General features: G+C 44.7%; 12 protein-coding genes and 1 tRNA gene. All 13 read right to left on the bottom strand.

Annotated features, from left to right (window positions below; genetic code table 11):
• Positions 1-119: 119 nt before the first annotated feature.
• The 13 genes from HRR27_RS02545 to HRR27_RS02485 all read right to left on the bottom strand — a co-directional run bounded on the left by HRR27_RS02545 (position 120) and on the right by HRR27_RS02485 (position 14465).
• The gene (locus HRR27_RS02545; RefSeq protein WP_173270463.1) at positions 120-1808 is read right to left on the bottom strand and encodes a type I secretion system permease/ATPase; all 1689 of its coding nucleotides are present in this window, start codon (positions 1806-1808) and stop codon (positions 120-122) included.
• Between the two features lie 72 nt (positions 1809-1880).
• Positions 1881-3209 (bottom strand): TolC family protein, encoded by a 1329-nt coding sequence (locus tag HRR27_RS02540; protein ID WP_173270460.1) that lies wholly within the window; start codon positions 3207-3209, stop codon positions 1881-1883.
• A gap of 29 nt (positions 3210-3238) precedes the next feature.
• Positions 3239-4009 (bottom strand): SapC family protein, encoded by a 771-nt coding sequence (locus HRR27_RS02535; RefSeq protein WP_173270457.1) that lies wholly within the window; start codon positions 4007-4009, stop codon positions 3239-3241.
• Positions 4010-4048: 39 nt separating this feature from the next.
• On the bottom strand, positions 4049-5440 hold the full coding sequence (locus HRR27_RS02530; RefSeq protein WP_173270454.1) for a mannose-1-phosphate guanylyltransferase/mannose-6-phosphate isomerase: 1392 nt from the start codon (positions 5438-5440) through the stop codon (positions 4049-4051).
• Between the two features lie 279 nt (positions 5441-5719).
• A tRNA-Thr gene (locus HRR27_RS02525) sits at positions 5720-5795 on the bottom strand.
• 159 nt (positions 5796-5954) lie between these two features.
• Positions 5955-6269 carry a nucleotidyltransferase domain-containing protein gene (locus HRR27_RS02520; protein ID WP_173270451.1) on the bottom strand — a complete coding sequence of 105 codons (315 nt, stop codon included), beginning with the start codon at positions 6267-6269 and terminating at the stop codon, positions 5955-5957.
• Complete coding sequence (locus HRR27_RS02515) at positions 6259-6684, bottom strand: nucleotidyltransferase substrate binding protein (protein WP_173270447.1); 426 nt, start codon at positions 6682-6684, stop codon at positions 6259-6261. Before HRR27_RS02515 ends, HRR27_RS02520 begins: the two co-directional genes overlap by 11 nt.
• 204 nt (positions 6685-6888) lie before the next feature.
• Positions 6889-7284 carry a DUF6447 family protein gene (locus HRR27_RS12795; RefSeq protein ID WP_197905425.1) on the bottom strand — a complete coding sequence of 132 codons (396 nt, stop codon included), beginning with the start codon at positions 7282-7284 and terminating at the stop codon, positions 6889-6891.
• Between the two features lie 213 nt (positions 7285-7497).
• A complete protein-coding gene (locus HRR27_RS02505) occupies positions 7498-10392 on the bottom strand; it encodes a beta strand repeat-containing protein (RefSeq protein ID WP_173270444.1) in 2895 nt (964 codons plus the stop codon).
• The gene (gene tnpC, locus HRR27_RS02500; protein ID WP_173270441.1) at positions 10316-11890 is read right to left on the bottom strand and encodes an IS66 family transposase; all 1575 of its coding nucleotides are present in this window, start codon (positions 11888-11890) and stop codon (positions 10316-10318) included. The genes HRR27_RS02505 and tnpC overlap by 77 nt, the downstream gene beginning before the upstream one ends.
• Before the next feature lie 17 nt (positions 11891-11907).
• Complete coding sequence (gene tnpB / locus HRR27_RS02495; protein ID WP_173269097.1) at positions 11908-12237, bottom strand: IS66 family insertion sequence element accessory protein TnpB; 330 nt, start codon at positions 12235-12237, stop codon at positions 11908-11910.
• On the bottom strand, positions 12234-12584 hold the full coding sequence (locus tag HRR27_RS02490; RefSeq protein WP_173269095.1) for a transposase: 351 nt from the start codon (positions 12582-12584) through the stop codon (positions 12234-12236). Before HRR27_RS02490 ends, tnpB begins: the two co-directional genes overlap by 4 nt.
• A 30-nt stretch (positions 12585-12614) precedes the next feature.
• A complete protein-coding gene (locus HRR27_RS02485; RefSeq protein ID WP_173270438.1) occupies positions 12615-14465 on the bottom strand; it encodes a beta strand repeat-containing protein in 1851 nt (616 codons plus the stop codon).
• Positions 14466-14587: the final 122 nt, after the last annotated feature.

Below are 14587 nucleotides of genomic sequence, written 5' to 3'. Positions count from 1 at the left end.
ACATTCCTCACTAAAATCAATTAAAGCCTATTCTGTGCTTCTTTAGATTAAAAAAGTGCACCGCACTCAAAAGACGTTAATCAACCGCATCACACAATACGATTAACGTCAATTCAGGTTCATTTCAACGAAATTTGACCTGACTGTAACGCCGTCAAGACTTCATCTCTAGGGCCAAATCCTCTTAACTGGCCCTCAGCCATTAACAAAATCTTATCAACGTGTTTCAAAATCTGCTTACGATGAGAAATGATCACCGTAGTCGTTCCTAATGCTTTTAAAGTTTGTAAGGCACTCGCTAAAGCTTGTTCGCCTTGGTCATCCAAATTCGAGTTTGGCTCATCCAGAATCACCAGCTTCGGTCGATTATACAAAGCGCGGGCCAAACCAATACGCTGACGCTGTCCGCCGGAAAGACCCGCATTGCCCATTAACCGAGTGTCATAGCCTTGCGGCAGGCGTAACACCATTTCATGAACACCGGCAATCTTAGCGGCTTCAACCACCTTTTGAGGATCCAACTCGCCAAAACGCGCAATGTTTTCGCTCACCGTACCATCAAATAACTCAATATCCTGCGGCAAATACCCAATATGGCGCCCTAACTGGTCTTTATCCCACGCATGAATGTCTGCTGCATCCAACCTGACTTTACCGCCGATCAAAGGCCAAACACCCAACAACGCGCGTGCAAGCGAAGACTTACCGGCACCACTTGGGCCAACAATCGCCACCATATCCCCTTTGAGCAACTCAAAAGAGACTCCACGCACCACAGGAACTTGTCCGCCTGGCGGGACGATTACCAAATTCTGAGCCTCCAAATTGCCTTCAGGATCGGGTAAAGCCATCGGCTTATCTTTAACCGGATACTTACTAAACAACTCATTCAACCGACCGTAAGCACTGCGCGCCGCACCAAAACCTCGCCAAGAACCAATCATTAAATCAATCGGAGCCAAAGCTCGCCCGAGCAGAATGGAACCGGCAATCATCATTCCCGGCGTTACCTCATTTTGAATAGCAAGCCAGCCGCCCAAGCCCAAAATTAAAGACTGGAATAGCAAACGTAAATTTTTAGAGATGTTAGACAACACACTGGCGCGGTCACTGGCATCCGATTGCTTCGACAAAAAGCTAAGATGCTTTTGAAACCATCGCTCACGCAAGCTAGGCTCCATCCCCATCGCCGCAACCACCTCAGCATTTTTAAGTGAGGCTCCGGCAAAGTTGCTCGATTGAATGCTCTCAATATTGGCTTCTGCCAACAGTTTTTTGGTTGAATACTCATTTGCTAATGCCAACGAAATTAACACCACTACAGCAAAAATCGCAAACACACCAAAATAAGGATGGAATAAAAACAGAATCGCAATATAGATTGGCACCCAGGGCGAATCAAAAAATGCAAACAAACCATTGCCAGTTAAAAACTGACGCACATTTGTCAAATCAGAAATCGGTTGCGCCGTAGCTTGCCCAGGCTCATTAACAGAACGCTTAAACATCGCCGAGAACAGATTTTCATTCAAATACGTATCCAGTTTATTACCGACACGGATCAAAATTCTTGAACGAATAAACTCTAAAATTCCCATCGTGATAAACAAAATCACCACAATCAAGGTCAGCATATACAGCGTATCTTCACTGCGACTGGTTATAACACGGTCATACAGCTGCAACATATACAATGCCGGTACTAGCATCAATAGGTTGATAAACAAACTAAAAAACCCTGCCGACATAAACGCACTACGCGCACTGCCTAGGGCTTTCTGTATTTCCGTTTTTTTAGGATCTTGCATTCTGCATCCAATAACTATTTTTTAAATTTACGAACCATAAAATATAAGGGAATACTCCCCCGAAAGACGAGACTAGCGCAAAGAAACCACTGAAAAGTCTTTTTCTAAATACGCAGCAATGGTGGCACTATCGAGACGACCAATTAAATATAAAAACTCAAACTGCGCTAGCAGATTGTCATAGATTTCATTCGTTAATTGGCGACGACTATCGTATACCCGTGACTTCGCCTCAAGTACATCAAAGACACCACGCAATCCATAACTCAATCCCTTTTGCGCGGCATCCAAATAAGCGCGACTGGAATCAATGGTCTCATTTAACGCATTAATTCGCTTCAAATTACCGTCCATACGTGCAATCGTCTCTTCAAGCTTAACTTGCAAAAACTGTTTACGATCTTGCAACTGGTAACGACTACTTTCCAATAAAGCGCGCGACTGGGTAACCCGAGAATCCGTATCTCCGCCATCATAAAGCGGCACACTAAGCTCTATCTGTAAACGCTTACTGCCTTCAATCGAGGTCTCTAAACTATCACTTTTTGTCACCTCAGCGCGAAGAGCGACTTCCGGATAATAGCCAGACTTAGCAACGTCAACATCCATTTTCGCCAAACGCGCTTGCTGCTGAACCAATAACAAACTAGGATGATTGTTAAACGATGTCTCTAACCAATAACGATGTCCAAGAATCTCTTTAGAACGCTGCCATAAATTCTCATCAATCGCTTGTACCGATTCTACAGGTGCCCCAAGTAAACGGTGTAAGCGCACCTTGCGTATCCGCATATCATTTTCAATCTGCGCCGCTTTAGATTGCAGAATGTCATAACTCGATTCTGCTTCTAACATATCCATTTTGGTCGCCAAACCACGATTCAACAGCGCCTGTAAACGCTCAACCTTAATCACATGGTCTTCAAGTTCCAACTGCGAAATTGAAAACAACTTAAGATATTTTAAGTAATCCAAATAAACTTCGACCAGCTCCAAAATCTTGCCGTCTTTGTCCAATTCAAATTGCGTCCCCGCTGCATCCACCCCTAAATAGGCGCGTTCCACACCAAGATCATTGCGCTTGGAATAAAGAGACTGAACTAAAGAGACGGTGGCACGATTATACGTATCCATCACACCGGATACCCCATTAATATCAAAGTCGCCACGACCATAGTTGCCGTTTAAACGAATATTCGGACGGTTTTTTGCCTCGGCTTGATTGATTTGCTGGCTGTCCGCTTCTAATCGGTACGATTTCGCTAAAAGCTCAGCATTTTGCGACAAAGTAATATCAACCGTTTCCGGTAAACTTATATTCTGTAACGGAATCTCTGCATACGCTGAATGCCATCCCGAAAACGTCAAAAAACCAACTGCAAACAGAGTCTGAATCTTCATAAATAACCTATTTTTTATCTGATGTCGCATTAAAATTTCAAAACATCAGTATCATCGTCATCAAACATTTTTTGCAAATCCACCTCAGCTTTAACACCTTGGTTTAGCTTAGCAAACACCTCAACCGCCTGAGACAAACGCGGCAATAAATGCGCATTCAGCAAATTACTGTAAATTAATGGCAAAGCCCCAGCATCACGCAATTCAAGTAAATCTTGTGCGCTTAAGGCATTCAACTTCTGCTCATCGATTTGCAATAAATCAGCGCGTGCTGGAACATCAACGGTTTCAGGCAATTCAAACCGAATCGGTTTGAATAACTGCAGTTTCGCCAAAAGTTGCAAAGCCTTTTGCATCTGTTCAAACCGAGCGTTTAACTTAACTAAAAATTCCTGAAGTTGTTTACCTTTTGCGGTTAACGCACCCTGCGCATCCACAATCGCATCACCATGGTGTTTTGCAAAATCAGCTTCTTCTGCAACCACCAAAGACATTTTACCGTCTGAAAGCTTCGCCAATTGAAAAGGATAACGACGCAAAACCGCCGGAACATACGGCAATAAAAACTTCCCATTACCCGGGTGTACCAAGGCATTATTCGCCGCTATAAAATGAGTAGGGATACCAAATTCAATACGCCCTGATACGTGTCTAAAACAGATAGGGAAAAGACCATTTAGCTTGGTAATTTCTTCATAACTTAACGGTAAAAAATCCAACATCGCCGCAAATTTAAAAGGTTGCTTTGCAGCGTAACCAAATTCACGGTGTTTTTCCGAACTAACGGCAATAAAACCCAAAAGACTCTCCTTAGTTACGCTTACAGCGCATAGACAAACCTAACGACCATAATCATCCGCGACACGAATAATATCATCCTCACCGGTGTATTCACCTACCTGCACTTCTACCATGACCAAGTTTACTTTGCCTTGATTTTCCAATCGATGCAGGTTACCCATTTGTATATAGGTCGATTCGTTCGGTTTCAAGAGAAAACTCTCATTCTCAATCGTGACCAATGCTGTACCGGAAACCACCACCCAATGTTCGCTACGATGCAGATGCTTTTGCAATGACAATTTACACCCCGGTTTTACCGTAAGACGCTTTACTTTGTATTTATCGCCAAACGCCAAAACCTCATAAGAACCCCAAGGACGATACACCAAATCGTGATGCTCAACCAACTGTGGTTTCAAGCTTTTAACCTGTTGAGCGACTTGCTTAACTTTTTGCGAACTGCCTTTTTTTGAAATCAACAAAGCATCGCTGGTATCAACAACAAGCAAGTCTTCGATATCAACAAACGCAACTTGACGACCATGTCCAACCAACAAATTATTTTTGGAATCAATGCTAATCAGTTTTGGCTGATGCGCTGAATAATTTAACACTGCATTATTACTGGCATCCCGCTCTGCAACCTCATCATACAAGGCATCAAAACTGCCGAGATCCGACCAACCAATATCACAAGGCACAACCTTAACTTTATTAGATTTTTCCATCACAGCGTAATCAATGCTTATGTCAGGAATCGCCTGCATTAACTCGGGTGCCACTCGATAATGAATATCATCATGTTCAATATTCTGCACTGCGCGTTGACACGCCGCAAATAGCTCTGGAGAACAGGCTTTCAACTCATCCAAAAAAGTCCCAACTTGAAAACAGAACATACCGGAATTCCAGTAATAATTGCCCTGTTGCAAAAACGTCTCAGCAACAGCCAATGACGGTTTTTCTTTAAAAGAAAGTACGTCATTACCGTCGGCTTCAATATAACCAAACCCAGTTTCTGGATAACTTGGCTGAATGCCAAAAGTCACTAAAGCCCCTTCATCCGCCAAAGCTTCCGCCTTGAGTACCGCTTTTTGATATGCCGCAGAATCTTTAATTACATGATCTGCAGAAGACACCAGAACCGTTTCATTTTTAGGCAACAACATACACGCCATCGCAATCGCAGGAGCGGTATTTCTGCCCATCGGTTCTAATAAAAAGTAGGCGGAACTGGCGTTAATTTGCCCTAATTGGTCGAGTGCCAAAAAATACTGGTCTTGACCAGAAACAATAAACGTATCGGAACAAATCGAACTGTTGCGCAAAACCGTTTCTTGAAACAAAGACTTTTGATCAAACAAACGCACAAACTGTTTTGGAAGCTGGGCACGGCTTAACGGCCACAAGCGTGAACCGACACCACCACACATAAGAATATTAATCATAGAACGACATAAATCGGCCAGAAAAGGCGTCAAACCTAAGTAAAATCAGGCAAACAATTTACCACAAAACCACTTTTAAGATTAAGTAATTATAGCTACCAACTCGCTTTCTAAAGACAAAAATACTCATCGCCAATGAACAAAAAACTTAGCAGATAAAAAACTTACTTGAAGCAAAGGGATAATGCAACCTTGCATTATCAATGGCAATGATGGCCACAAAAAAATACGTATCTTAAAACAAAAAACCCCAGCGTCAATCTGCTAGGGCTTGAGATATGGTGCCGACAGAGGGACTTGAACCCCCAACCTACTGATTACAAATCAGTTGCACTACCAGTTGTGCTATGTCGGCTTCAGGCGCAAATTATAACGTATTTTTTTACCTTTAATGCAAATTTAAACGCATAAGCGGAACTCAGAAAACCACCTAAATCAGCCATTATCTTGCCAATTTTCTTCCAGCACTTTTAAACCAAGAGAAAAGTAGATTTCCTCACTATTTCTGACTGCATTACCTCTTAAAAAACGGCTTACCGACACGTTGAATATGCTCGATTAAATCAGGGTTGTCGATTTGTGAGTACAAAGATAAATCCACCTGATAAGGCAACAGTAAGTCGTCCAACTCACTCTCTAGCCGAGTAAAGGTTGACCAGTCCAAATCACCGACAATGGTTAAATCAATGTCTGAAGACGCTCGATAAGTACCTTTTGCTCTGGAACCATAAAGAATGACTTTTTCGATTTGCGGGTAGTTTGCAAACACCGCTTGGTACTGTGCAAGATCTTCTACCGATAAACCAAATGTCTGTGGTTTAGAATTCATCTTGTATTTGCTGCTGTTTGGTTTTGAAGGTTTGAAAAAACTCAGCAAACAAAACCGCATAACGATTCTGTAGGTTCTCTAGAATTTGCATTGCGGTTTCTTCATTATAGGTATGCACGGTGCGGTTACGATCTTGCAACATGGCCAACCATGCATGACCATCGGAAATCAATTCTCGTTTAAAGCCCTCTCGAATCGCATCTCTTGAACCAGAAATGGTTTCAGCTCCCTGCCAAATCAAATAATCACGCAAAACATTCCAAGCCAACTCGTAAGTAAACTCAAACGCTTGAATAGCCCCTTGTTTTTCGATATTCGACAAGGGCCTTTCTTCCATTAAGGCTAATGCTTCCACTAACTGAGCATAAGCTTTTTTGAAGTGATTAAACCGTTGTGACCAGCGAATGTCTTCCATAAAAGCTCCAAGTTTACAAAATATCGCAAAGGAAATTGTCGCACATAAAGACAATCACATCCTCAAAAACACAAAACCCCGGCATGAGTAGCCAGGGTTTGAATGGGTGCCGACATCAAGACTTGAATTTGAAATCGACGGATTACAAATTCCGTTGTCACGACCCATTGTACTATGTCGACTTTGAGGCAAAATTATACAAGATTATTTTGCGTTTAGCTCTGCTTTTAGGGCTTGACCGTAGGCCACACGTGCCATGTTCGCCATTGCTAGTTCAGCTTGCAGTGCGGTGAGTTTTTGGTCGGTTAGACGTAGCATGCCGATTTGTTTTTTAGCGTCTTCTGAGAAGTCTTCTGTATTGTATTTTTTGCCGTCAATCGTGACCACATCTTTCTTTTTGTTCGCCGAAGCTTCTTTCTCTGGCAGGTTTTGAGCAAGACCACGAGCGTAGGCGTTACGTGCGGTTTGTGCGAGTGCCATTTTAGATTGCAGCTGGGCGATTTCTTGGTCTGCCACACGCATGGAGCCAAGTTGGGCACGTGCGTTGTCGCTGAGTGATTCTAGGTCGTATTCTTTGCCATCAATGGTGATGTTCGCCATGAGTTTTCCTTTGATTATTTTTTTGATTAATTTACTTATTAAAACCTATTAGGGTCTTTTCTAAATAAGGACTTATACGGGCTTTTCAAGGCTTTGAGCAGAGAAAAACCAAATCGTTATGTAGAAAAAACCCCCAACCGAGGTTGAGGGTTTATTTGCGTTAACCGCAAGCCACCTTACGGTGACTTTTGGCATCTCTAACTAGGTTAGGGATTAAGCTGCAACAACAGCTGCGTATGGATCATCTGCTACACCCAATGCCACAATATCGTTACCAGCGATATCTTCTACAGCGCCAGCGGCAAAAGCTACATCCATAGAATCACCAACTTGAATATCGTAAGTTGTATCGATTTGCAACTGATTACCATTGATAACTACAGTGCTTCCCGCAACGGTAACTTGAACACCATTTGCAAACAAGGTGATTAACGATGTGTCGATATTACCAATGTTGTCATTGAATTCGACAATAACATTATCATTTGTTGCTGATGATGCTGCGTTAGTGTTTGTTGCAAGCGGTGCAGTTGAATCTTCTGTCCAAGCCATAGCGTTGTTTGAGCCAGCTAAGCTAGTATTGCCCGCTACGTCTGTTTGACGTACCTGAACGTCACCAATGTTATAAGTGGTGTCATCCGCTAGGTTGAAAGAAGTACCCGTCCCAGCAGTGAAGTTCGATCCACCATCAAGAGAGTATTCCCAAGTAGCGCCTGCTTCTAAAGCAGATACATTAACAACGTTGTCAGATGTAATACCGTCAGCAGCTGATGAACCAGTATCGCTGTTTAGAGCAATTGTTGGTGCAGCTGGGTTAGTCGAATCTTCTGTCCAAGCCATAGCGTTTGAGCCAGCTAAGCTAGTGTTGCCTGCTACGTCTGTTTGACGTACCTGAACGTCACCAATGTTATAAGTGGTGTCATCCGCTAGGTTGAAAGAAGTACCCGTCCCAGCAGTGAAGTTCGATCCACCATCAAGAGAGTATTCCCAAGTAGCGCCTGCTTCTAAAGCAGATACATTAACAACGTTGCCAGATGTAATACCGTCAACAGCTGATGAACCAGTATCGCTGTTTAGAGCAATTGTTGGTGCAGCTGGGTCGGTAGAGTCTTCAACAAACACTGAAGTGTTTAGACCTTCCAAACCAGTATTACCCGCTACATCCGTTTGCTTAATTCGGATATCACCAATGTTATAAGTGGTGTCATCCGCTAGGTTGAAAGAAGTACCCGTCCCAGCAGTGAAGTTCAATCCACCATCAAGAGAGTATTCCCAAGTAGCGCCTGCTTCTAGACTAGTTACATTAACAACGTTGTCAGATGTAATACCGTCAACAGCTGATGAACCAGTATCGCTGTTTAGAGCAATTGTTGGTGCAGCTGGGTTAGTCGAATCTTCTGTCCAAGCAATAGCGTTGTTTGAGCCAGCTAAGCTAGTATTGCCCGCTACGTCTGTTTGACGTACCTGAACGTCACCAATGTTATAAGTGGTGTCATCCGCTAGGTTGAAAGAAGTACCCGTCCCAGCAGTGAAGTTCGATCCACCATCAAGAGAGTATTCCCAAGTAGCGCCTGCTTCTAAAGCAGATACATTAACAACGTTGTCAGATGTAATACCGTCAGCAGCTGATGAACCAGTATCGCTGTTTAGAGCAATTGTTGGTGCAGCTGGGTTAGTCGAATCTTCTGTCCAAGCCATAGCGTTTGAGCCAGCTAAGCTAGTGTTGCCTGCTACGTCTGTTTGACGTACCTGAACTGTACCCATTGCATAAGCAGTGTCATTCGTTAGGTTGAAAGAAGTACCTGTTCCAGCAGTGAAGGTAGCACCATTATCAAGAGAGTATTCCCAAGTAGCGCCTGCTTCTAAACCAGATACATTGACAACGTTGTCAGATGTAATACCGTCAAAAGCTGATGAACCAGTATCGCTGTTTAGAGCAATTGTTGGAGTTGCCACGGTAAAATCGGCCGCAATTACATCATTTGTTGCAGTATTACCAGTGTTATCACCTGTAAGCGCTGTTACACCATCAAGCTTGATCTGTAGATCGTCAGCGTTTAGCGTACCGTCGTTGTTGATATCAACCCATAGTGTGTTGTTATCCGTCTGGAATACATAGTCAATTAACGCATCACCTTGAGTGGTTGCACCTTGTGCTGACGCGAAGTCTGCTTGGTTACCAGCGAAGTTCAGTGTAAGACCGCTTAAAATACCTGAGTTAACAACGATTTGGTCACCTACAACACCAGCAGTGATACCAGCAAAGTCTGTGATTGTATCGGTGTTCGTTGCAGAAGATTCCGCTACCGCTGCATAAGTAAACTGATCGTTACCAGCACCGCCAGTAAGGGTATCAGCACCTAGACCACCATAGATAGTGTCATTTCCAGCACCACCATCAACGGTATCAGCATTTGCTGTCGCGTAGATTGTGTCTGCACCGATAGAACCGGTTACATTTACAGTACCATTCGTTGCAACAGCAGAAGCATCAATCGTTGCAGATGGGTTTGTTGTAACTTGAGCGGCATTCGTGTAACCAACCATGTCCGCAGCGCTGATATTCAATGAACCGTTAGTTGCAATGTTGTTTGCGCCCAGGATAACTGTGGTGCTTTCAACTGCTGCAACACCAGCTACATTTGTGGTTGCATCTGACGTAATAGATACGTTTTCAACAGCAGTCATGCCTGTAAGATTTGCCGTACCATTCGCCGCTTCAATTTGAACCGTATCAGAACCTGTACCACCTGTGATGGTGTCACCGTTGTAATCGCCATCTTGTGCAAAAATAGTCATTGCACCTTTAGCATTGGTTGCGTCAACCGTATCAACACCATCCGCAGATAGGTCAATGGTTAGTGCGTTTGTGAAACCTTCACCAATATTAATGCTGTCATTAGCTGAACCGCCGATAACAGTCTCTAGACCCGCTGCATTGGCAATTGAGTTAACAGAAACGGTATTCGCTGCGTTAGCAAGTTGTAGATTTTCAACACCAGACCAGTTGTTGTACGTAAGCGTCCGGCAATCACCGGTTGCTAGGTTGCCAATTGTGCGGTAGGAGTTGGTCGATTTGACTGGCTTTATGGGTGGGCAAGCGTTCAAGCACGTCTTTGAGATAGGCGTAAGGATCCAGGCCGTTATTCTTGGCCGATTGAATCAAGCTCATAATATTCGCCGCACGTTGACCACTGCGCAGACTGCCGGCAAACAGCCAATTCTTGCGACCTAACGCCCAAGGTCGGATTTGATTTTCCACCCAGTTATTATCGATGGGCAGGCGGCCATCTCCGAGGTATCGGCTTAAGGCATCCCAACGTTTCAGGCTATAGTGAATCACTTTTTCCGTTGCCCCACCTTTGGGCACTTTTTCTCGATGGACCTGCAGCCATTTGAGCAGCAAGTCCATAATCGGTTTGGATTTTTGCTGCCGAATGGTCTGTCGTTCCTCTGGGGCTAAGGGTTGAATCTCTTTTTCAATCGCGTAAAGTTGCCCCATTAGTTCAATGGCTTGAATGGCAATCGTGCTTTTGCCGCTTTCATGCAGTTCCACGAACTTACGACGGGCATGCGCCATGCAACCGACTTCGGTCACGCCTTGTTTAAAACTGGCTTTGTACCCAGGATAGTCATCACACACCAGTGCGCCTTTCCAGTCTTGCAGCACTTCTCGTGCAAACTTGCCGTTTCGTCCTTCACTAAAGTGGTAATACACCGCCTTATGTTGTGCATTGGCTGGATTGGTGTAGGCCCACAGATAGGCTTTATGGGTTTTCTTATTCCCCGGCTTGAGCATGGGCACTGGGGTTTCATCGGCGTGCAAGACCGGTTGCGTCAGCAAAAAGTCTTTGAGTGCTTGAGCCACCGGTTCAAGTTGAACACCACAGACGCCGACCCATTCGGCTAAAGTGGAACTGGGTAATTTAACACCGGCCCGTTCAAAGATCTGAGCTTGACGATACAGCGGTAAGTGATCAGCGTATTTGGCGATGAGCAGATGTGCGAGTAACCCAGAGGTTGGCAGACCTTTGTCAATGATTTGTGGGGGCATCGGTTTTTGAATCAGAGTTTCACAGGCATCGCACGCCCATTTGGAGCGAATATGACGTTCCACTTGAAACGTCCCGGGCAGATAATCCAGCTTCTCACTGACGTCTTCACCAATATGGCGTAATTGACAGCCACATGAACAGGTGGTGGATTCGGGATCATGACGGATGTCAAGACGAGGTAGGTTTTCGGGTAGCGGCTGACGCTTAGGTTTTTTCTTTGGTTGCGCTGTGTCGGTTTTGTCTCTAAGCGCATCCAGTTCCGATTCAATCGCCGCAATGTCGGCATCGGTCACTTCATCCAACAGTGTCATCTGTAAGGCGCTGATCTGTTCACTTTTGTGTGAGAATTTTAAACGTCTGAGATAGGCTAACTCATAGGTGAGTTGATCGATTTTTAGGGTCTTGTGCTGAATCTCTTTGGCATTGGCCGCAATGCGTTGGTCTTTTTCTTGAAGACGAGCTTCTTGAGTCTCGACCTGAATGAATAACTGCGCCGCCAGTGTTCGTAACTGGTCGGCAGAGAGTTGATGGAGGTTTGGCATTGTTTTCATGCCGCGGATTATAAAGACTAACTCAGTGATAAGGAAGTCTCGAGCCGTTGCCAAGGCAAGCCTTGCACCAGAGCCAGACATTGTTCAGGTGAGAGTGTCACGGAATCGCCGCGCCACAGCTCAGCCCAATGGAATTTACCTTGATTCAAACGTCGAGCACACAGCCAGATGCCTAAGCCATCGTGGATCAGTATCTTCATTCGATTGCCACGCTTATTGGCAAACAGATACGCATGATGGGGCTTGGCCTCACCAAACACGGCAATGACACGAGCTAATGCGGTATCGGGTCCTGCACGCATATCCATGGGTTCAGTCGCCAGCCAATAATGATCAATGCGAATCATGACTGCACCGACTTGACAAAGGCGCTTAATTTGGCCAATTCTGTGACAGGCCAGTGCACAGCAATCTTGCCTTGAGGTGCAGGCAGTTCGACCAAGAGCGTTTGAGGCGATGACGGCGGCAGATCGTTCAAGACCAGCGGAATAAATGCCGCTTGGGAAGCATGGCGTTTTTTAAGCTGACGCTTCCAGTTCTGTATTTGATTGGCATTGATGCCGTAGTCTCGAGCCACTTGTGCAATCGAGGTGTTAGGGTCCTCGCAAGCGGTCAAAACCTGCTGTTTGAATTCCCGTGAGTAGCGACGGCGAATCTTTTTGACTGTGGGAAGCGTTGATAGTGTGTCTGTCATAATAAGTGCCCATTTAAAATACGTGGGCACCTAATTATTCACAGATAAGTGTGGTTGGTAAGAGGTGTTTACCGGACGGTTACTGTTGTACACCTGATCGTTAAGTGTCACACCTACTTGCATTGCAACGGTATCGTTACCATCACCACCGATTACGGTATCCGCAGAAGTCAGACCTTCTGTTGCCGGAGTTGTACCGAACGTGAAGTTGAAAGTATCATCACCCTCACCACCGTCTAGCGTATCTACACCTTGACCTGCTGTGATTGCATCATTACCTGCACCACCGAATACAGTGTCATCACCTGTACCAGCGAAAACCGTATCGTTACCTGCACCCGCCATGATCATGTCATCGCCGTTTGAAGCATTGATGGTATCAGCTTGTTCAGTGGTTGTAATGGTTGAAGAGTTTAACGCTGCTTGAACAGTAAATACGTTATCACCAACAGTTGTTACACCAGCAGTCGGGTCAATATCTGTACCCGCTAGCGTATTCAATGCAGACGCATCTAGCGTTAGTGAATCAGTTGCTGTCGGTGCGGTACCTAGCGTTGCTGAAACAAATGCTTGACCCGTTGTGCCGTCAACATTCAATGTTGCGCCATCATCAATCGCTGCAGTCAGTGTTGAGGTTCCAAGAGCCTGAGCCACACCATTGATTGGCGTACCTTGTGCATCACCGTTTACATCAACATTCGTTAGTGTTGAGTTTACTGTAGTGAAACCAGAAGCCGTCATGTTTAAAGAATCAGCGTCTGTCATTTCTTGAGCTGAATCGTGACCAACTAGCTCAACGTTTAGTGTTTCGCCTGCAGCTGCAGAAGTGAACACGTTAGCGCCGTTGCTTTGATCCGCTAAGAATTCGAAATCTTGAGCAGCTGTTACATTAGTAACGTTAACCACACCAGTGACGTCTAGATCATCTACGTTAGCACTAATTAAATCACCATTAAAATCAACATCTTCGAATGTGTCATCAAACGCAAACGTGTTGATGCCGTTTGTGATTAGTGAAACATCTAAATCAATCGATTCAACTGTTTGCGTCCAAACATCAAGAATCAAACGCTCGAAGTTTGACACGTTATTTACCGCTAGAACTAGGTCATCCGTAGCGTCGTCTAAGCCGCCAACATTTGTTGCCGCATTGTTTTGCAAGCTGTCAGTAATGTTTGCATGGATTTCAAGAGTATCCATACCACCAGCACCGTCCATCATGTCATTCGCATCAAAACCAGTTGAAGATAGAACCACTAGGTCATTTGCGTCTTGCATGGTAACTGTGTTGTCGCCTTGACCGATAACAACCGTTGTTGCACCTTGTGCACCCATGAACGAAACGTCGTTGTTGTTACCGAGTAGGTTTGCAACAAGAGTCCCTTCTAAATCTGACGCGTCAAAAGTAGTAACGTTTGCTGTTAGACCACCAGCTGTCATATTTGCAACCGTAGTTGCTGTGGCATCACCACCTAGATCGATTGTCGTTAGGTTGCCTGTCGCATTTAGACCGGTAAAAGTCCCTGCACCGATTGCATAGGTATCGTTGTCAAGCGTCACGTTCAACGTGTCCACAGCGTTTGCAACTGCCGTCGTGGCAGCAGTAGCAGTGGCAGCAGTACCACCTAAAGTTAATGAAGAACCATTTGCTTGATCCATCATCACATCAACCGTGGTGTCTGCGTTATTGTTATTGAAGTAACCAACGTCCATAGTTGTTGCAGTGTTCACAAAGTTGAAGGTTGCATCGTCAACTAGGTTTGTGATGGTTGTATTAGCAACTGATTGGCTGTTGGTTAATGTTTCAATACCCGTGGTATTCGTGAAATCGACTGCAGCCGCTGTTAGCGCTTGAACATTGACGTTTTCAACATTTGACATGTTCGGGAAAAGAGTTGTAGCAGTAGCACGATCTTCAATGATATTGATAGTATCTGTGCCATCACCACCATCTAGTGTATCTGATGCACCTAGAGTGTGAGCACCACCAGCCTGAACAGAAC

The sequence above is a fragment of the Thiosulfatimonas sediminis genome, from assembly GCF_011398355.1.
GTDB lineage: Bacteria > Pseudomonadota > Gammaproteobacteria > Thiomicrospirales > Thiomicrospiraceae > Thiomicrorhabdus > Thiomicrorhabdus sediminis_A.
The sequence above is the reverse complement of the archived record's forward strand: the minus strand, read 5'-3'. Positions and strand labels throughout refer to the sequence as shown.